Annotated in this window: 20 protein-coding genes; 8 read left to right on the forward strand and 12 right to left on the reverse strand. The window is 72.3% G+C overall.

Annotated features, from left to right (window positions below; genetic code table 11):
• Positions 1 to 3 precede the first annotated feature (3 nt).
• Positions 4 to 591: an O-methyltransferase gene (locus tag OOJ91_RS24770; RefSeq protein WP_266248614.1), complete on the reverse strand. Its 588-nt coding sequence runs from the start codon at positions 589 to 591 to the stop codon at positions 4 to 6.
• A gap of 296 nt (positions 592 to 887) precedes the next feature.
• On the opposite strand from OOJ91_RS24770, the gene OOJ91_RS24775 reads away from it, so the two are divergent.
• A complete protein-coding gene (locus OOJ91_RS24775) occupies positions 888 to 2,219 on the forward strand; it encodes a S1C family serine protease (protein ID WP_439117101.1) in 1,332 nt (443 codons plus the stop codon).
• Between the two features lie 76 nt (positions 2,220 to 2,295).
• Positions 2,296 to 2,718, forward strand: a complete 423-nt coding sequence (locus tag OOJ91_RS24780; protein WP_266248616.1) for a preprotein translocase subunit TatB — start codon at positions 2,296 to 2,298, stop codon at positions 2,716 to 2,718.
• Positions 2,719 to 3,040: 322 nt separating this feature from the next.
• Here the strand turns inward: OOJ91_RS24780 and OOJ91_RS24785 are convergent, their stop codons facing one another.
• The 3 genes from OOJ91_RS24785 to OOJ91_RS24795 all read right to left on the reverse strand — a co-directional run bounded on the left by OOJ91_RS24785 (position 3,041) and on the right by OOJ91_RS24795 (position 6,181).
• Positions 3,041 to 4,189: an Mrp/NBP35 family ATP-binding protein gene (locus OOJ91_RS24785; protein WP_266248618.1), complete on the reverse strand. Its 1,149-nt coding sequence runs from the start codon at positions 4,187 to 4,189 to the stop codon at positions 3,041 to 3,043.
• Between the two features lie 86 nt (positions 4,190 to 4,275).
• Positions 4,276 to 4,902 carry a DUF1003 domain-containing protein gene (locus OOJ91_RS24790; RefSeq protein WP_007455258.1) on the reverse strand — a complete coding sequence of 209 codons (627 nt, stop codon included), beginning with the start codon at positions 4,900 to 4,902 and terminating at the stop codon, positions 4,276 to 4,278.
• On the reverse strand, positions 4,895 to 6,181 hold the full coding sequence (locus OOJ91_RS24795) for a magnesium transporter MgtE N-terminal domain-containing protein (protein ID WP_266248620.1): 1,287 nt from the start codon (positions 6,179 to 6,181) through the stop codon (positions 4,895 to 4,897). Before OOJ91_RS24795 ends, OOJ91_RS24790 begins: the two co-directional genes overlap by 8 nt.
• A 33-nt stretch (positions 6,182 to 6,214) precedes the next feature.
• On the opposite strand from OOJ91_RS24795, the gene OOJ91_RS24800 reads away from it, so the two are divergent.
• Both OOJ91_RS24800 and OOJ91_RS24805 read left to right on the forward strand, forming a co-directional pair.
• Positions 6,215 to 7,090, forward strand: a complete 876-nt coding sequence (locus tag OOJ91_RS24800; protein WP_266248621.1) for a PhzF family phenazine biosynthesis protein — start codon at positions 6,215 to 6,217, stop codon at positions 7,088 to 7,090.
• Between the two features lie 12 nt (positions 7,091 to 7,102).
• On the forward strand, positions 7,103 to 7,633 hold the full coding sequence (locus OOJ91_RS24805) for a hypothetical protein (RefSeq protein ID WP_266248623.1): 531 nt from the start codon (positions 7,103 to 7,105) through the stop codon (positions 7,631 to 7,633).
• A gap of 121 nt (positions 7,634 to 7,754) precedes the next feature.
• Here OOJ91_RS24805 and OOJ91_RS24810 read toward each other — a convergent pair whose 3' ends face one another.
• Positions 7,755 to 8,501 carry an HAD family hydrolase gene (locus tag OOJ91_RS24810; RefSeq protein ID WP_266248624.1) on the reverse strand — a complete coding sequence of 249 codons (747 nt, stop codon included), beginning with the start codon at positions 8,499 to 8,501 and terminating at the stop codon, positions 7,755 to 7,757.
• Positions 8,502 to 8,605: 104 nt separating this feature from the next.
• Here OOJ91_RS24810 and OOJ91_RS24815 point away from each other — a divergent pair, with 104 nt between their 5' ends.
• A complete protein-coding gene (locus OOJ91_RS24815; RefSeq protein ID WP_439117102.1) occupies positions 8,606 to 9,565 on the forward strand; it encodes a DMT family transporter in 960 nt (319 codons plus the stop codon).
• A gap of 6 nt (positions 9,566 to 9,571) precedes the next feature.
• Here OOJ91_RS24815 and OOJ91_RS24820 read toward each other — a convergent pair whose 3' ends face one another.
• The 3 genes from OOJ91_RS24820 to OOJ91_RS24830 form a co-directional block, all read right to left on the reverse strand.
• Entirely contained in the window at positions 9,572 to 10,216 is a 645-nt protein-coding gene (locus OOJ91_RS24820) for a hypothetical protein (protein WP_266248627.1), read from the reverse strand.
• A 95-nt stretch (positions 10,217 to 10,311) separates the two neighbouring features.
• On the reverse strand, positions 10,312 to 10,587 hold the full coding sequence (locus tag OOJ91_RS24825) for a hypothetical protein (protein WP_266248629.1): 276 nt from the start codon (positions 10,585 to 10,587) through the stop codon (positions 10,312 to 10,314).
• A gap of 10 nt (positions 10,588 to 10,597) precedes the next feature.
• Positions 10,598 to 11,422 carry an SDR family NAD(P)-dependent oxidoreductase gene (locus tag OOJ91_RS24830; RefSeq protein WP_266249835.1) on the reverse strand — a complete coding sequence of 275 codons (825 nt, stop codon included), beginning with the start codon at positions 11,420 to 11,422 and terminating at the stop codon, positions 10,598 to 10,600.
• A gap of 126 nt (positions 11,423 to 11,548) precedes the next feature.
• Here OOJ91_RS24830 and OOJ91_RS24835 point away from each other — a divergent pair, with 126 nt between their 5' ends.
• A complete protein-coding gene (locus OOJ91_RS24835) occupies positions 11,549 to 12,505 on the forward strand; it encodes an HpcH/HpaI aldolase/citrate lyase family protein (RefSeq protein ID WP_266248631.1) in 957 nt (318 codons plus the stop codon).
• 76 nt (positions 12,506 to 12,581) lie between these two features.
• Here OOJ91_RS24835 and OOJ91_RS24840 read toward each other — a convergent pair whose 3' ends face one another.
• Positions 12,582 to 13,082, reverse strand: a complete 501-nt coding sequence (locus OOJ91_RS24840) for a DUF4190 domain-containing protein (RefSeq protein ID WP_266248632.1) — start codon at positions 13,080 to 13,082, stop codon at positions 12,582 to 12,584.
• Between the two features lie 117 nt (positions 13,083 to 13,199).
• On the opposite strand from OOJ91_RS24840, the gene OOJ91_RS24845 reads away from it, so the two are divergent.
• Positions 13,200 to 14,105: an SDR family NAD(P)-dependent oxidoreductase gene (locus OOJ91_RS24845; protein ID WP_266248634.1), complete on the forward strand. Its 906-nt coding sequence runs from the start codon at positions 13,200 to 13,202 to the stop codon at positions 14,103 to 14,105.
• 13 nt (positions 14,106 to 14,118) lie between these two features.
• On the opposite strand, the gene OOJ91_RS24850 is transcribed toward OOJ91_RS24845, so the two are convergent.
• Entirely contained in the window at positions 14,119 to 14,655 is a 537-nt protein-coding gene (locus OOJ91_RS24850) for a DUF4190 domain-containing protein (RefSeq protein WP_266248636.1), read from the reverse strand.
• Positions 14,656 to 14,831: 176 nt separating this feature from the next.
• Between OOJ91_RS24850 and OOJ91_RS24855 the strand changes: the two genes are divergently transcribed.
• Positions 14,832 to 16,028 (forward strand): acyl-CoA dehydrogenase family protein, encoded by a 1,197-nt coding sequence (locus OOJ91_RS24855; protein ID WP_266248637.1) that lies wholly within the window; start codon positions 14,832 to 14,834, stop codon positions 16,026 to 16,028.
• Here the strand turns inward: OOJ91_RS24855 and OOJ91_RS24860 are convergent.
• Both OOJ91_RS24860 and OOJ91_RS24865 read right to left on the reverse strand, forming a co-directional pair.
• Positions 16,009 to 16,749 carry a hypothetical protein gene (locus tag OOJ91_RS24860; protein ID WP_266248638.1) on the reverse strand — a complete coding sequence of 247 codons (741 nt, stop codon included), beginning with the start codon at positions 16,747 to 16,749 and terminating at the stop codon, positions 16,009 to 16,011. The two genes, OOJ91_RS24855 and OOJ91_RS24860, sit on opposite strands and share 20 nt — an antisense overlap.
• A 26-nt stretch (positions 16,750 to 16,775) precedes the next feature.
• The gene (locus OOJ91_RS24865; protein WP_266248639.1) at positions 16,776 to 17,183 is read right to left on the reverse strand and encodes a CoA-binding protein; all 408 of its coding nucleotides are present in this window, start codon (positions 17,181 to 17,183) and stop codon (positions 16,776 to 16,778) included.
• Positions 17,184 to 17,251: the final 68 nt, after the last annotated feature.

Genomic DNA, 17,251 nt, shown 5'->3' on the forward strand with positions numbered 1-17,251 from the left:
CCGTCAGCACTTCACGGCGGCGAGCACCCCGTGTCCGACCGGGAGCAGCGCGGGAATCCAGTGCTCCGACTCCCGGACGGCCTTGATCGCTTCGCGGACCGTCACCGTCTCCGCGTCCCGGGCGGCCGGGTCGGCGATGCGACCGTGCGCCAGCATGCCGTTGAGCGCGAGCACACCACCCGGGCGCAGCAGCCGCAGCGCCGCCTCCACGCAGGCGTGGAACCCGGTCGCCTCGGCGTCGACGAAGACCAGGTCGTACGCCCCGTCGGCGAGCCGCGGCAGCACGTCCAGCGCGCGACCGGTGATGATCCGGGTGCGGCCGGCGGCGAAGCCGGCCTCGGTGAAGATCCGCCGGGCGATCCGCTGGTGCTCCACCTCCACGTCGATTGTGGTGAGCACGCCGTCGGCGCGCATGCCGCGCAGCAGCCAGACACCGCTCACGCCCGTGCCGGTGCCGATCTCCACCACCGCGCGGGCGTTGCCGGCCGCGGCCAGCAGCCGCAGGGCCGCTCCCGCTCCGGGGGTGACCGCGTCGAGGCCCACCTCGTGGGCCAGGCTGCGGGCGGTCCGTAGGACGAGATCCTCGGTCACGTACGACTCGGCGAACTGCTGAGCCTGGGTCGTCGAACTGCCGGAACCGGCGACCGTGGCGATGGGGCACCTCCGGGCGGTGCGTGGTGCGGGGGCGGGTTGGCACTGTGAGCGTAGAGGCGACCGGCGGGAGGCGCAGCCGCGCCTCCGTCCCCGCGCGATCGGCGGACGCAACCGCTGACTCCACCGCGCGCATCCGTGCAATCCTGGAAGCGGTATTCCGTCAGCCTCGACCGCGCCGAACCGTGGCCGGGCGACGCCGCGCGGAATCCGGGGACGGACTGGGAGGCACCGACGTGACCGACGGCTGGGATTGGCGCCGGGGCGGTGAGACTCCGGCTCCGGCGAGCCCGCCCGGGGCAGGGGTCCCGCCGGCGGGGTCGCCGACCACGCCGGGGAGCGACACCGCGCCCACGGCTGCGTCCGGCGCCTCGCCCTGGTGGTCCGACGCGCTCGGCGATCCGTGGCGCGACCCGGCGGCGCCCGCCGCGGTGGTGGTGCCCGGGGTGGTGGCGGTCGGGACCGAACCCGAACCGGTCACCGACCCGGACGCGCCGGGCCGACCGACGCTGCGCCATCTGCTGCTCATTCCGGTGATCACCGCACTGTTGGCGGGCACGCTCGGTGGCGCGTTGGGTTACGCCTTCGCGGTGCGCGGCGGCGCCGCCGGCACGGTGCTCGGCGCTCCGGCCGTGGACCCGCCGGCGCTGGCCCAGCGCAAGCCGGAGTCGCTGGCCGGAGTCGCCGAACGGGTCCTGCCCAGCGTGGTCACCGTCCGGGTGAGCAGCCTCGGCGGAACCAGCGAGGGCTCCGGCTTCATCGCCAGCGCCGACGGTCACGTGATCACCAACGACCACGTGGTGGCGGGCAGCAGCGGCAAGGCCTCGGTGATCTTCAACGACGGCACCTCCGCTCCGGCGACAGTCGTCGGTCAGGACCCGGAGTCCGACATCGCGGTGATCAAAGTGAACCGGACGGGGCTGCGACCGGTGGAGTTCGGCGACTCCGACGCGCTTGCCGTCGGCGACCCGGTGCTCGCCGTCGGCTCACCCCTGTCGCTTGCCAACACCGTCACCGCCGGCATCGTGAGCGCCCTGGACCGGACGATGCAGGCCGGTGAGCCGGGTGGCCCGGTGCGCTACTACGCGGCCATCCAGACCGACGCCGCCGTCAACCACGGCAACTCGGGCGGCCCGCTTGTCGACGGCGCCGGCCGGGTGGTCGGCGTCAACTCCACGATCAAGTCGCTGGTGGCCGAGGGGCAGGAGGCCGGCAACATCGGGCTCGCCTTCGCCATCCCGATCAACCAGGCCAAGCGGGTCACCCAGGACATCATCGGCACCGGCAAGGCCCGGCGTACGGTCATCGGCGCCCAGGTCGGCGGCCCGGGCGCGGGCGCCAACGGCGGCGTACGGCTGGCCGCCGTGGAGCCCTCCGGGCCGGCGGCCGCGGCCGGGCTGAAGGTCGGCGACGTGATCCTGAAGCTCAACGGCCGGCCGATGACCGAGCCGACCGACCTGATCGCCCTGGTCCGCAAGTTCGCTCCGGGTTCGGTGGTGACCGTCGAGTTCCGGCGGGGGGCCGCTCGGCAGAACACGTCGGTGACGCTCGCCGCGGATGCCAAGTGAACAGCGCGTCACCCCCTGCCGGAAAGGCGTCCGACGTGCGTAGTCTTGCTGCTGACGCCGAGAGGAGGCCCGCGGGATGTTCGAGAACCTGAACATGTGGGAAGTCGGGGCGCTGCTGCTCCTGGCGCTGTTGATCTTTGGTGACCGGCTGCCTGCCGTGATCAACGATGGCCTGCGGATGGTGCGCAATCTGCGCAACATGGCCCGCAACGCCACCGGCGACCTCAGTCGCGAGCTGGGCACCGACATCCAGCTCGAGGATCTGCACCCGAAGGCCTTCATTCGCAAGCACCTCCTCAGCGAGGAGGACGAGGCGGCGATCCGCAAGCCGATGCAGGGCGTCTACGACAACCTGCGCGCGGACGTCAGCGGCGTGCACAACGAGCTGAAGGACGTGGCCAACGCCGTGGACCCGCGGTCGAACGGCTCCCGGTCCGGCACGGCCACCGGCTCCGCGCCGGCGCCGGCTCCCCGCGCCAGCTACGACGACGCCACCTGACCGACCCGCGCGGCCTGGGCTCGTCCCGGCTTGCGCCCGCGGCCTTGGACTCGCGCCCGTGGACTCGCGCCCGCGCGGCCTAGGCTCGTCCGGGCTCGTACTCGTCCGGGCCTGGCCTTTGCTTTGATCAACTCGGCTTCCAGGAAGCCGGCGTGTCAACCGGCGCCGGATGCCCCGACTTCCAGAAACCCGAGTTGACCATGCCGGCCGTGCCGTGGCCGTGCCGGCTGTGCCGGGCCGCGGCGGCCTGGCCGGGTCACCTACCGACACGACTCAGCCCGCCGGCCAGCAGCGGCCGACGGGCTGACGGTGTTCGGGGGGCTCAGCGCCCGGCGGGCTTGAGGCCGAGCGGCTTGCCGAGCAGCGACTCGCGGCGCAGCGCCAGCCGGTCGGCGACCTTGCCGAGCGCCTGCGCGGCCGGGGACTCCGGCTCGGCCAGCACGATCGGGTTGCCGGCGTCACCGGCCTCACGGACCCGGGTGTCCAGCGGGATCTGGCCGAGCAGCGGCACCTGCGCGCCGATGGTCCGGCTCAGCGACTCGGCGACGGCCGTGCCGCCCCCCGCGCCGAAGATCTCCATCCGGGAGCCGTCCGGCAGCTCCAGCCAGGACATGTTCTCGATGACGCCGACCACCCGCTGGTGAGTCTGCAGGGCGATAGCCCCGGCTCGCTCCGCCACCTCGGCGGCGGCGGTCTGCGGGGTGGTGACGATCAGGATCTCCGAGTTGGGCAGGAGCTGGGCCAGCGAGATGGCCACGTCGCCGGTGCCCGGCGGCAGGTCGAGCAGGAGCACGTCCAGGTCGCCCCAGTAGACGTCGGCCAGGAACTGCTGCAGCGCCCGGTGCAGCATCGGGCCGCGCCACACCACTGCGGCGTTGCCCGAGGTGAACATGCCGATCGAGATCACCTTCACGCCGTGCGCCTGCGGCGGCATGATCATGTCTTCGACGCGGGTGGGGCGAGCCTCCGTGCCGAGCATCCGGGGCACCGAGTGGCCGTAGATGTCCGCGTCGACAACGCCCACGGCCAGCCCGCGGGCGGCGAGCGCCGCCGCCAGGTTGACAGTCACGCTTGACTTGCCGACACCGCCCTTGCCGCTGGCCACCGCGTACACCCGGGTGCGCGAGCCGGGCTGGGCGAACGGGATGACCGGCTCCTCGCTGGCGCCACCGCCGCGGAGCTGCGACTGCAACGACTGCCGCTGCTCGGGACTCATCACACCGAAGTCGATCTCCACGCCCGTCACACCGGGCACCGCCGCGACGGCAACTGTGATGTCCGTACGCAGCTTGTCCTTGAGCGGGCAGCCGGCGACGGTGAGCAGCAACTCGACCCGTACGACGCCGTCGGCGCCGATCGTGGCGGAGCGGACCATGCCCAGCTCGGTGATGGGCCGGCGGATCTCCGGGTCGTTGACGGTGGCCAGGGCGGCCTGGATCGCGTCCTCGACTGTGCTCACGGGTGCTGACATGCCCGCAATGCTACGTCGCGGGGCATCCGCTCCGACCGCTGGCCGGGAGTGGTGTGAGCCAAACGATGAGCGGTACCGACCGTTGATCAGCGGTCGGGCCGGGCGTCGCGGGCGAAGTCCCCGTCCAGGTCGTCGCGTGGCTCGTCCAGGCCCAGGCCGTCGGTCGCCCGCTGGGCGCGCCGCTCCTGCTGGCCGTCCTTCTCCTGCTGGCGGCGCTCCAGGCGTTGCCGGCGCTGCCCCGCCTCGTCCAGCTCCTCGGCCAGCCGGGTCAGCTCGGAACGGAGGAAGTCACGGGTGGCCACCTCGCCGAGCGCGATTCGCAGCGCGGCGATCTCCCGTGCCAGGTACTCGGTGTCCGCCTTCTGGGCGGTGGCCCGCCGCCGGTCCTCCTCCAACGCCAACCGGTCGCGGTCGGCCTGCCGGTTCTGGGCCAGCAGGATCAGCGGCGCGGCGTAGCTGGCCTGCAACGACAACACCAAGGTGAGAAACGTGAAGGTGTACGGGTCGAAGCGCAGCTCGGCCGGAGCGAGAGTGTTCCAGCCGAACCAGATCGCGATCACCACAGTCATGACGACTATGAAGTTCGCGGTGCCCATGCCCCGGGCGATGCCCTCCGACCAGCGACCGAACGCCTCCGCGTCGAACCGGGGAAGCTTGATGCCCCGGGGCTCGCGGGGCTGGTCGAGCCGCTCCGTACGCCGCTGCTCAGCCACCGTCGCCGTCCAGCACCGCGTCGGAGGCGCCCGGGGCGCCCAGGGCGTCCCGGTCGCGCCAGTCACGGGGCAGGGAGTGGTCCAGCACGTCGTCGACAGTCACGGCGCCGACCAGCCGGTTGCTCCGGTCGATCACCGGCATGGCGACCAGGTCGTAGGTGGCCATCCGACGGGTGATCTCCGGCAGCGGGGTGGTGGGACGCAGCGGGTCGATGTCGTTGACCACCACCTTGCCCAGCAGGTCGGCCGGCGGTTCCCGCAGCAACGCCTGGAAGTGCACCATGCCCAGGTAACGGCCGGTCGGGGTGTTCTGCGGAGCCCGGGTCACGAAGACCTGCGCGGCGATGGCGGGGGAGAGCTGCGGCTCCCGGATCCGGGCCAGCGCCTCGGCGACTGTGGCGTCCGGCGGCAGGATGACCGGCTCCGAGGTCATCACGCTGCCCGCCGTGCCGGGGGTGTACTTGAGCAGCTGTCGTACCGGGTCGGCCTCGTCCGGCTCCATCAGGTCCAGCAGCACGTCCTGCTCCGGTGGGGGCAGCTCGTTGAGCAGGTCCGCCGCGTCGTCCGGGTCCATCTCCTCAAGCACGTCCGCGGCCCGTTCCCGGTCCAGCGCGGCGAGGATCTCCACCTGGTCGTGCTCCGGCAGTTCGCTGAGCACGTCGGCGAGCCGCTCGTCGTTCAACGCCGCCGCGACCTCGTTGCGGCGTGCGTCGGGCAGGTCCTGAAGGGCGTTGGCAAGGTCGGCCGGGCGCATGTCCTCCAGGACGGCGAGCAGGTTCGCCGTACCCCGGTTGTCGGCGATGCCGCTGAGCCCGCGCACCCGGTCCCACTCGACCTGGTGCAGGTGGCCGCGGCGGCTGAGCCGGCCGGTCTGCTCGCGGACCGCGACCCGGCTGAGCGACCACTCACCGCCGCGCGTGCACTCCATCGCGACGTCCACCACCGCGCCGGGCTGGCCGCCCGGTTCGAGCTGTACGCGCCGGTCCAGCAGCTCCTGGAGCACCAGCAGCTCGTTCGGGCGCTTCTCGAAGCGGCGCAGGTTGAGGGTGCCGGAGCCGAGGACCACCGCGTCCGCGTCGATCGAGGTGATCCGGTTGATGGACAGGAAGATCCGTCGGCGCATCGGCATCTCGGCGACCAGACCCACCACCTCGGGGGGCCGTTTGGTCGCCCGCAGCCGCCCCACGGCGTCACGGACCCGCCCCACCTGGTCGCCGTTCGGATCGAAGACGGCGACTCCGGCGAGACGGGCGATGTAGACCCGGGTCGGCGTGCTCACGGGCACCAGCCTAAGCGCCTAGTGTTTATCAACATGTCGACCTTGGCCTACGAGATCGTGGACGTCTTCACCGACCGCCCGTTCGCCGGCAACCCGCTGGCCGTGGTGTTCGGCGCGGAGGCGCTGGCCACGGAGCAGATGCAGGCGCTCGCGCTGGAGTTCAACCTCTCCGAGACGGTGTTCGTGCTGCCACCCACGCAGGTGGGGGCCACCTACCGGGCCCGAATCTTCACACCTGCCGAGGAGTTGCCGTTCGCCGGGCACCCGAGTGTCGGCGCGGCGGTCACCGCGAGTCGACGCGGAATGTTCGGTGTGGGGCAGGTCACCCAGGAGTGCGGCGCCGGTGTGCTGCCGATCGAGGTGACCGCGTCCGGGGCGACGCTCACCGGAGGCAGCCCCACCCTCGGCCCCGAGTTGGACCCGGAGCCGTTGCTGGAGATCGCCGGGTTGGTCGCCGACGACCACGACCGTGCCGGGCCCGCTCCCCGGGTGGCCGGCTGCGGGCTGGAGTTCCCCTACCTGCCGGTCCGCCCGGACGCGGTGGCCCGCGCGCGGGTGAACGCGGCGGCGGCGGAACGGTACGGGGTGGCGCACGTCAGCGTCTTCTCCTGGGATGCTGGCACGCAAACCGCGCACGCCCGGGTCTTCGTGCCGGGGCTCGGCGTCCCGGAGGACCCGGCGACCGGTTCGGCGGCGCTCGGGCTCGGGGTGTGGCTGGTGGCGACCGGCCTGCTTCCGGGCGACGGCCTGGCGCACTACGCGGTGCGCCAGGGCATCGAGATGAACCGCCCGTCCGCGCTGGCCTGCACCGTGACCGCGGCGAACGGTGTGGCCGTCGGCGCGACAGTCGCCGGCCAGGTGATGCCGGTGGCCCGGGGCGAGATCGCCGTGCCGCCGTTCGTGGGCTGAGCGACGGTGCCGATGCGGGAGAATGCCCGTGTGACGGACGAGGATGCCTCCGGTGGCACGCCGCTTGTCGACGAGGCGATGAAGAAGGCCGCGGTGGCTTGGGTCAGCGTGTCCGGTGGGCCGGCGCTCGCGCTCTGGTGCGCTCCGCTGGAGGGTGCGCTCTTCGTGGTGAGCGGGCCTGGCGAGCAGGCCGCGCCTGGGCTGGCCGACGCGACCGAGGCGCAGGTCACCCTGCGCGGCGACCACGGAGGACGGATCGTCACCTGGCCTGCCCGGGTGACCCGGCTGGCACCGGGCACCGAGGGGTGGGACACCACCGCGCCGCTGGTGGCGGCCAAGCGCCTGAACGCTCCCGGGCCCACCGCCGATCTGGTGGCCCGCTGGGCCGCCGAGGGTTGCGCGGTGAACCGACTCGCCCCGGCCGGTGAGCCGTTGACCGGCGTCGGCCTGCCGTCCGACGCGCAGGCCGAGGAGCCTCGGGAGACTCCGGCGGTCCGCGCCACCCGCAAGCCGTTCCGCCTGCACCGCGTCCGCCGCCGCTGATCCACCGGCCTGCCGGCACACCACGGCCCTGCGACCCTGGCCCGTGCGGCCCGCCGGCCCGTGCGGCCCGTGCGGCCTGCTGGCCCGTCCGGCCCGCTGGCCCGTGCGGTCGGCGTCGTGGTCAGGCCGCCGGGCCGCCGACGCCCGAGCCGACGCCGAAGGTGCCCACGCCGGCAGTCTCGGCTGCGGTGCCCACGAGATCGAGCACCTCGCGCAGGGCCACGAGCGTGCGGCCGCGCCATTCCCGGTCCGCGTTGAACACCATGTGCTCGGCCAGGTCGGGCGCGGCCAGCCGGACGGCTGTCATCCCGGCCCGTTCGGCGCCGGTCAGCTCCTGGCTGCCACCGTCGCCGACGTACAGGCAGTCGTCCGGCGTGAGCCCGAGCCGACGGCACGCGGTCAGATAGAGCGCCGCGTCGGGCTTGCAGCGTCCCACCTGCACGGAGAAGACCCGCACGTCGAGCAGGGGCGCGATCGCGAGCTGCGGCAGGAAGGCCGGCAGTTCGTGCGTACAGTCGCTGACCACGCCGGTGCGCAGGCCGCGCTGGCGCAGCGCCGCCAGCACGGGCACCGCGTCGGCCCGTAGCCGGGTGTCCGCGCGGATCGCCCGGTGCCGGGACGCCACCGCCGCCCGCACCGCACTGTCACTCGGGTGTACGCCGGCCTGGGCGCACACCCACCGCAGGGTCGCCTCCGCGTTGCCGAGCCGGCCGCTGGCCCGCTCGTAGTAGGTGCGATTCAGCACCTCGGTCAGTGTCTCGGTGGGGCAGCCGAGCAGCTCCGCGGTGCCGAGGTGCGCGGCGCCGCGCTGGACCGAACGGGTCAGCGTGCCGAAGAAGTCGAACAGCACCGCCTGGTAGCCGGGCATGGGGAGCGCCTCCGGGCGGTAGAGGGTCGTCGGCGCGAACGCGCGTGATCGTAACGGAGCGCTGACGGTCCGTGCTGCCCGTGATCGTGTGACCATTGCTTCCCGTGCCCCCTGGATCTCGCCGCCCGCCGCTGGACCCGCTGACCACAGGCGCCGTCGGCCTGGCCGTCGTCGCCGTGTCGTCGTCCGCGCCGCTGATCGCGTACGCCGCCGCTCCCGCCCTGGCCATCGCCTTCTGGCGCAACGTGCTCGCGGTGGCCGTGCTGAGCCCGTTCTCGCTGGCCCGGCGCCGGGCGGAGTTCCGCAGGCTGGCCGTCGGCGTGGGTCGGCGGGAGGGCCTGTTCTGCGTCCTCTCCGGCGTCGCGTTGGCCGGGCACTTCGCGACCTGGGTGCCGAGCGCCAAGCTCACCTCCGTTGCCGCGGCCACCGCGCTGGTCGCCACCCAGCCGGTCTGGCAGGGTCTGATCGCCCGCGCCCAGGGCCGGCGGCTGCCGCCTGTGGTGTGGATCGGCATCGCCGTGGCCGTCGGCGGAGCGGTGATCGCCACCGGCGCGGACGTGGGCATCTCCGGCCGGGCCGTCGTCGGGGATCTGCTCGCGGTGACCGGGGGCATGTTCGCGGCCGTCTACACCGCCTTCGGCGAACGGGCCCGGGCCAGCATCAGCACCACCACCTACACGACCATCTGTTACGGCATCTGCGCCCTGATCCTGCTTGTGGTCTGTCTGGTTGGCGGGGTCCGGATGACAGGCTTCGACGGGCGGACCTGGCTGGCGATCCTGGCCCTGGTGGCCGGCGCCCAACTGCTCGGTCACTCGATGTTCAACTACGCCCTGCAGAAGATCCCCGCGACCACGGTGAGTGTGCTGATCCTGCTGGAGGCTCCCGGCGCGGCCCTGCTCGGCTGGGCCTGGCTGGGTCAGCTGCCCCGCCCGTACGCGCTGCTGGGCATGGCGTTGCTGCTGGTCGGGGTCGTGGTGGTGGTGCTTGGCGGTGCCCGCGCCGGCCGCCGTACGACGCCGCCGACCGCTCTGCCGGCCGACCCCGCCCCACTTGAGGGCTGACGGCTCTCACAGGTACGCCGCGAAGTGCTCCGCCACCAAGTCGGTCAACTGGTCGCCGTCGAGGCTGCCGTCGACCCGAATCACCCGTACGCCCAGTCGTTCGGCCTGCACCACCGCGTCCGCCGCCACCAGCTCGTCCCGTGCCCACCGGTTGTGCAGTGCCCGCTCCGGGTCGGTGACCCCGGCGGCGACCACGCGCGCCCGGGGCAGTCGGGCGATCTGGCGGGCGCGGAACTCGGCGGTGGGCACCAACACCACCAACTGCCGCAACGATTCGACGACCGGTGCCACCAGTTCCGGCCGCAGCCCCCACCCTTCGGCCACGACCCGGCGGCCGGGCACCAGCGCACTGAGGTCGTCCAGGACCCAGGCGAAGCGGCCGGGGAAGGCGGCCAGCGTGTCGGCCGCCATCCGCGTCGGGTCAGTGCGGACCCAGGTGGTTTCCGGATCGGGCCCGGCTGGCGGTTCACCCCGCCGGACCCGGTCGGCGATGCGTCGATCGTCGTGGCCGCGGGCATCGTGGCGGTCATAGAGGTACGCGGTCAGCCCGTGGCGTTGAGCCAGGTTGACGGCGACCGTGGACTTGCCGGCCCACTGCCCACCACCGATCCAGAGGGCCCGGCGCGCGGTGGCTGTCGCATCGAATTCCATCCACCGACCCTGACCATCGAGCAGGCCAAGATCAAGTCTTGTTCTCGCCGTCACCACGTGCTGAAGTAGGGAAAGGGGGGCGGGCCGGTCGGCGGTCAGACCTCGTGGGCCTCGATCACCCGGGTGTTCGGGGCTGTGTCGCCCAGGGCGGCGCGCAGGTCGGCTCGCTCCGGGTCGACGAGGAACGACTCGTAGCCGGCCCGGTCGTCGAAGGTGATCACGTGCACCTCCGCCCGCCCGTCGGTGCCGCGCAGCCGTCGTTCGAGCCGCCCACCGTGCCGGTCGAGCAGCGCCAGCACGGTGTCCTCGTAGCGCTGCCCGGCGCTCTCGGCCCCGGCCGGATACTCGACTATCGCGACAAGCGTCAGCATGACGGCCACGCTACCCATCGATGCCGACGGCCGTGGCGCTGGCTTCCCAGAGCCGGGCCGCGAGCCGCGGGTCGGCTGCCTTGCGGTACGGCCGGCGTGGTCGGCGGTTGTAGTGGTACGCCCCGTTGACGAGCCGGGCCGGATCCTGGTTGGCCAGCCAGACCAGCGTCTCCGCGCCCTTCTCCGGGCTGCGGAACGGCAGGAACCGCATGCCGAACGCGACAATCGGGCTGTCGTTGGCGAACCTCGTCCGCACCACCCCGGGGTGGAAGCTGTGCGTGGGGATGTGCGGCCAGCGGCGGGCAGCCTCGGCGGCGAACAGGATGTTGGCCTGCTTGCTGGTGCCGTACGCGTTCATCGCCCGGTAACCGCGCAGCGGCTTGTTGAGGTCGTCCGGGTCGAGCGCGCCGAAGCGGTGCGCGCCCGAGGCGGTCACCACGATCCGGCCCACCCGGTCGGCGAGCAGGTTCGTCAGCAGGAAGGGTGCCAGGTGGTTGGCCTGGATCGACAGCTCGAAGCCGTCGACTGTGGTGAGCGGTTGGAGCGCGATGGCCCCCGCGTTGTTGGCCAGCACGTCGATCCGGTCGTACGCGTCGCGCAGCCGCTCGGCGAGCCCGCGTACGTCGTCGAGGACCGCGAAGTCGGCCCGGAACAGCTCGGGGCGCGCGCCCGAGGTCTCCCGTACCCGCTCGGCCGCGGCCTGTAGGCGGGCCGGGTCCCGCCCGACCAGCGCCACCTGGTCTCCGCGGCACGCGAAGTCGACCGCGGCGGCCAACCCGATGCCGGAGCTGGCCCCGGTCACCACCACCAGTCGACGCCCAGTGAGATCTTCCACAGGTCCATTCACCCCGGTCATGGCGCGAGGTTACCGTGACGTCACCACGCCCTTTGGGATCGTTAAGTTTTCCTCGGAAGTCAGGTGGCGTCGGCGTGCCCGCCGGACGCTGGAAGGAGCGCACTCATGGCCGCAGTCGGTCGTCCCCGCCGGTCCTGCCTCGCCGTGCCGGGTTCCAGCGTCAAGATGCTCGGCAAGGCGCAGGGTCTCCCCGCCGACCAGGTCTTCCTCGATCTGGAGGACGCCGTCGCCCCGCTGGCCAAGCCGGACGCGCGCAAGAACATCGTGGCCGCCCTCAACGACGGTGACTGGGCCGGCAAGACCCGTGTGGTCCGGGTCAACGACCTGACGACCCCGTGGACCTACCGGGACGTCATCGAGGTGGTCGAGGGCGCCGGCGCGAACCTCGACTGCATCATGCTGCCGAAGGTGCAGACCGCCGCCCAGGTGCAGTGGCTGGACCTGACGCTCACCCAGATCGAGAAGGCGATCGGCCTCGAGGTCGGTCGGATCGGCATCGAGGCGCAGATCGAGAACGCGGCGGGTCTGGTAAATGTGGACGCCATCGCGGCCGCCTCGCCGCGCGTGGAGACCATCATCTTCGGCCCGGCCGACTTCATGGCGTCGATCAATATGAGGTCGCTCGTGGTCGGCGGACTGATCCCGGACTACCCGGGCGACCCGTACCACTACATCCTGATGCGCATCCTGATGGCCGCGCGGATGCACGACAAGCAGGCCATCGACGGCCCGTTCCTGCAGATCCGCGACGTCGACGCGTTCCGCGAGGTGGCCAAGCGGTCGGCGGCGCTTGGCTTCGACGGCAAGTGGGTGCTGCACCCGGGCCAGATCGACGCCGCCAACGAGGTCTACCAGCCCGCGCAGGCCGACTACGACCACGCCGAGCTGATCCTCGACGCCTACGAGCACTACACCTCGGAGGCCGGCGGCAGGCTCGGCGCGGTGATGCTCGGCGACGAGATGATCGACGAAGCGTCCCGCAAGATGGCCCTGGTGATCGCCGCCAAGGGCCGTGCCGCCGGGATGAGCCGTACCTCGTCGTTCACCCCGCCGGCGCAGTGACACCTCGGGCCGGGTCGGCCGCCGCCGGCTGCCGACCCGTCCCACCAGCCGGCGGTACGCGGACCCGCCGGCCGGGTCAGTAGCTGCTGCTGCCGCTGTCGTTGCCGGTCGTGACCGCGAAGACGATCGCGACGACGTAGAACGCGATCCCCAGCACCATCAGCCCGGTGACGATCCAGCCGACGATGATGCCGGCCTTCGCCATCCCCTCGCCGCCCTCGCCGCTGGCCCGGATCTGCTTCTGCGCCACGTGACCGAGGATCGCCCCGATCGGCCCGGTGATGCCGCAGGTGGTCAGGCCGGCCAGGGCCAGCACGAGCGCCGCGATGGCCAGCCCGTTGGTCTTCGGCGGTGGCGGGTAGCCGTAACCGGGGTGCGGCGGGTAGCCGGGCGGCGCGTACGCCCCCGGCGGCATCTGCCCACCCGCGTACGGGTCGACAGGTGCGTACGGGTTGCCGGGGCCGGGCTGGGTCGGGATCGGCTGGCCGGCCACCAGGGTCGGGTCCGGCGGCGCGCTCGACGGCTGAGCCGACCAGGTGGGGTCGGTCCATCCGCCGGGGGGTGGGGGATTGGTCATGCGAACTCTCCGTCGGCTCGGGTGCGCCGTCAGAGTAGCCAGGGGCACCCAAACCCGATGGCCCCGCTCCCGGGTGCCGCGTTGCTCGGGCCGGTCGTAACGGGCAGGATCCCTGTCATGGCAATAGACGCGCGCGCCGCGGACCGTTCCGGCAGTCGACCGCGACGGGACGTGAGCCGCCCGGGTGCGGGCCGCCGCGGTCGGGCCGCCACGCCGGCCGGTGCGCCCGGCCCCGACGAGCCGGTCGCCCTCGATGACCCGGTGACCATGCGGCTCGACGGTCGGGTCGCCCTGGTGACCGGGGCCGGCAGCCCGGACGGCATTGGGTACGCCACCGCCCGGCGGCTCGCCGACCTGGGGGCGCGGGTGGCCATCGTCAGCACCACCCGGCGCATCCACGAGCGGGCCGGTGAGCTGGGGGCGACCGGGTTCGTCGCGGACCTGACCGACGAGTCCGAGGTCGGCGCGTTGGCCGACGCAGTCGCCGAGCAGTTGGGTGACGTCGAGGTGCTTGTCAACAACGCCGGTCTGGCGAGCCGGGCCAGTCAGGGGGTGCTGCGTCCCGTCGCGCAGTTGACCTACGACGAGTGGCGCGGCGAGATCGACCGCAACCTGTCCACAGCGTTCCTCTGCAGTCGCGCGTTCATCGGCGGGATGGCCGAGCGGGGCTGGGGGCGGATCGTCAACCTGGCGGCCACCGCCGGGCCGGTCAATGCCCTGCCCACCGAGGCCGCGTACGCCGCCGCGAAAGCAGGCGTCGTCGGGCTGACCCGTGCGCTGGCCATGGAGATGATCGCCGACGGGGTGACAGTGAACGCGGTCGCGCCGGGCACCATCTACACGGCGGCGTCCACGATGGCCGAGATCAAGCAGGGTCTGGGCACGCCTGTCGGTCGACCGGGCACCCCGGACGAGGTCGCCGCGGCCATCAGTTTCCTCTGCTCGCCGGCCGCCTCGTACATCACAGGTCAGATGCTTGTGGTGGACGGCGGCAACAGCGTCCGGGAGGCGCGCTTCCGCTGATCGGCCCGGCGGGTCAGTAGCTGCCGCTGTCGCCGCTGTTGCTGAAGATGACAAGCGCCAGCCAGCCGCAGCAGGCCAGCAGGGTCAGCGCGGTGAAGGCGTAACCGAGGATCAGCCCCCAGGTGGCGAGCTGGTCGCCCTCCTCGCCGCTGGTGCGGATCTGTCGCTTGGCCAGGTGACCGAGGACGGCGCCGGCCGGGGGAAACACGAAGGCGAACACAAGCGACAGGATCGCCAGCACGTTTGTGCCCCGGCCGGGCCCGGACGGCGGCGGGCCGTACTGGCCGTAGGGGCCCTGCGGCGGGTACGGCGGCTGCTGCCCCCAGTGCGCCGGCTGGTGCGGTTTCTGCTGCTCGTACGGCGACGACTCGTCCGCGGGAGGCCCGTACGGCGAGCGTTCCGGCGGCCCGTACGACGACTGGTCCGGCGGCGGCGGGTACGGCGTCTGGCCGGCCGGCGGTGGCGCGTACGGCGACTGGTCCCGGGGTGGCTCGTAGGGTGACGGCGGCGGCTCGTCCCCCGGGGGGCCCGACGGTGGCGGGTAGCTCACGGCTGTCCTCCTCCTGCCGGTGCCGGAAAGGTCCTTCTTGCCGGACGGTACCCGCAGCGGTGAACCTTTTCACAGGTGTTGTGTGGACTGGTCACCTTGGCCTTGCCGACCGGGAGGCCGATACTGACCGAGCGTTCAGTTACCCATGAGTAGTGCGCGGATCCCCGGAGGCTGAGATGGCCCGACTCGCCCAGACGCCCGGCCTGACCGATGTGCAGCGATCGATCCTGGAGACCGTCCGGGAGTTCGCCGACAAGGAGATCATCCCGCACGCCCAGCGGCTGGAGCACGCCGACGAGTACCCCACCGACATCCTCGACGGGATGCGCGAGATGGGGTTGTTCGGCCTCACCATCGACGAGGAGTACGGCGGGCTCGGCGAGTCGCTGCTCACGTACGCCCTCGTGGTGGAGCAGCTGTCCCGGGGCTGGATGTCGATCTCCGGCATCGTCAACACCCACTTCATCGTGGCGTACCTGATCTCCCAGCACGGCTCCGCCGAGCAGAAGTCCCGCCTGCTGCCGAGGATGGCGACAGGCGAGGTGCGTGGCGCGTTCTCGATGTCAGAACCCGGTTGCGGTTCGGACGTCTCGGCGATCACGTCCCGGGCCGTTCGCGACGGCGACAGCTACGTGCTCAACGGGCAGAAGATGTGGCTGACCAACGGGGCGTACTCCTCGGTGGTTGCCACCCTCGTCAAGACCGACACCGGGGCCGAGTCGGTGTACGGCAACATGAGCACCTTCCTGCTGGAGAAGGAGCCGGGCTTCGGCGAGACCGCCCCCGGCCTCACCATCCCCGGCAAGATCGAAAAGATGGGTTACAAGGGCGTCGAGACCACCGAGATGGTGCTCGACGGGGTGACAGTGCCCGACTCGGCAATCCTCGGCGGCGCCGACAGGGTGGGCCGCGGCTTCTACCAGATGATGGACGGCATCGAGGTGGGCCGTGTCAACGTGGCCGCCCGCGCCTGCGGCATCTCCATCCGCGCCTTCGAGCTGGCCGTCGCGTACGCCCAGCAGCGCAGGACCTTTGGTCAGCCCCTCGCGAAGCACCAGGCCATCGCCTTCAAGCTCGCCGAGATGGGCACGAAGATCGAGGCCGCGCACGCCCTCATGGTCAACGCCGCCCGCCTCAAGGACGCCGGCCAGCGCAACGACGTCGAGGCCGGGATGGCAAAGCTGCTCGCCTCGGAATACTGCGCCGAGGTCGTCCAGGAGGCGTTCCGCATCCACGGCGGCTACGGCTACTCCAAGGAGTACGAGATCGAGCGGCTGATGCGCGAGGCCCCGTTCCTGCTCATCGGGGAGGGCACCTCGGAGATCCAGAAGACAATCATCTCCCGCGGCCTGCTCAAGGAGTACAAGCTCTGAGCGATCCCTGCCGTGGCTCACTGGCCAGGTCCTGCGGTCGGAACCGGTAGTCGTCGAGGGCGGCGATCAGACGCTCCTCCGGCACCGCCGTGTCCCTGCCACCGACCACCGGCGCGGGCCGCAGCGACCGCCAGACCGCCGGCCGCAGCCGTACGCCGTTCAGTCGGCCGTTGCGTCGGTGCGGGCTGACCCGGTCGATGTTCGTCCAGTCCAGAGTTGTGCGTCCGTGCCGGATCGCGCTGACGGTGAGCGCCAATCGGCCGGTGAACCGCACCTCCTCGTAGACCGTCCGACCGGTCCAGGCCGCGAACCCGACGACGATCACCGGCCGGACAATGTCGACCCAGCGGTCGTGCGGGGGCAGGCTGGCGAGCAGGCACCCGCCGATGACGAGCAACTGGACCGCCCCCGCCACCAGGTCGACCCACCCGGCGAGCGACCGACGTGCCACCAGGCCCGGTTCGACCCTGTCCAGGCCGGCGACACGCTCGCGCCAGCGCAGGTGGCCGTCCCGCCGTGGCCACCACCGCCCGCTCAGCAGCCGGGCGCCGATGGTCAGCCAGATCGTCAGGCTCACGATTGCGGAGTTGATCGGAGGCACCAGCAGCAGCCCACCGGCGACCCCCGCCGTCACCGCCACCGCTGTCGCCAGAGCCGCGCCTCGGCGCAGCCAGAGCCCATCGCCAAGCGACGGCAGGCGACCGAGCCGCAGGAAGACCATGCGGTCAGGGTACGACCAGCGGGAAACTAGGACAGACGGGTCAGGCCGGCGGCGGCGCGCTCGACGATGAGGCAGCGGTCCTCGACGTAGTCCATCCCGGCCTCCTCGGCGATCCGTCGCGCCTCGGCCGAGACGATGCCCAGTTGCAGCCAGACAGCCGGTGCGCCGATCGCCGCCGCGTCCCGGACCACCTGCACGGCGTCGGCCGCCGGCCGGAACACGTCCACCAGATCCACCGGGTGCGGGATGTCGGCAAGCGTCGGGTACGCCCGCTCGCCGAACAGTTCGTCGACTGTCGGGTTGACCGGGATGATCCGCCAGCCGTACTGCTGCATCTGCAACGGCACACCGTGCGCGGCCTTGCGCGGGTCGCGCGACGCGCCCACGACGGCGATGACTGCGGAGTCGGCGAGGATCTGCTGAGCGGTACGCACCCGCCGACTGTAGCGCCGCCGCCGAGATAGGGCCTGTTTCATAAGAACTGGCCGGCCTGCGGCGGGCC

Source organism: Micromonospora lupini (genome assembly GCF_026342015.1).
In the GTDB taxonomy this organism is placed as follows: Bacteria; Actinomycetota; Actinomycetes; order Mycobacteriales; family Micromonosporaceae; genus Micromonospora; species Micromonospora lupini_B.

What these genes read in the sequence shown, in the direction of transcription:
- OOJ91_RS24780 (WP_266248616.1), top strand. Translation starts at nt 2,296, where the DNA reads ATGTTCGAGAACCTGAACATGTGGGAAGTCGGGGCGCTGCTGCTCCTG.
- OOJ91_RS24785 (WP_266248618.1), bottom strand. Translation starts at nt 4,189, where the DNA reads ATGTCAGCACCCGTGAGCACAGTCGAGGACGCGATCCAGGCCGCCCTG.
- OOJ91_RS24800 (WP_266248621.1), top strand. Translation starts at nt 6,215, where the DNA reads ATGTCGACCTTGGCCTACGAGATCGTGGACGTCTTCACCGACCGCCCG.
- OOJ91_RS24805 (WP_266248623.1), top strand. Translation starts at nt 7,103, where the DNA reads ATGCGGGAGAATGCCCGTGTGACGGACGAGGATGCCTCCGGTGGCACG.
- OOJ91_RS24810 (WP_266248624.1), bottom strand. Translation starts at nt 8,501, where the DNA reads ATGCCCGGCTACCAGGCGGTGCTGTTCGACTTCTTCGGCACGCTGACC.
- OOJ91_RS24820 (WP_266248627.1), bottom strand. Translation starts at nt 10,216, where the DNA reads ATGGAATTCGATGCGACAGCCACCGCGCGCCGGGCCCTCTGGATCGGT.
- OOJ91_RS24825 (WP_266248629.1), bottom strand. Translation starts at nt 10,587, where the DNA reads ATGCTGACGCTTGTCGCGATAGTCGAGTATCCGGCCGGGGCCGAGAGC.
- OOJ91_RS24835 (WP_266248631.1), top strand. Translation starts at nt 11,549, where the DNA reads ATGGCCGCAGTCGGTCGTCCCCGCCGGTCCTGCCTCGCCGTGCCGGGT.
- OOJ91_RS24840 (WP_266248632.1), bottom strand. Translation starts at nt 13,082, where the DNA reads ATGACCAATCCCCCACCCCCCGGCGGATGGACCGACCCCACCTGGTCG.
- OOJ91_RS24845 (WP_266248634.1), top strand. Translation starts at nt 13,200, where the DNA reads ATGGCAATAGACGCGCGCGCCGCGGACCGTTCCGGCAGTCGACCGCGA.
- OOJ91_RS24855 (WP_266248637.1), top strand. Translation starts at nt 14,832, where the DNA reads ATGGCCCGACTCGCCCAGACGCCCGGCCTGACCGATGTGCAGCGATCG.
- OOJ91_RS24860 (WP_266248638.1), bottom strand. Translation starts at nt 16,749, where the DNA reads ATGGTCTTCCTGCGGCTCGGTCGCCTGCCGTCGCTTGGCGATGGGCTC.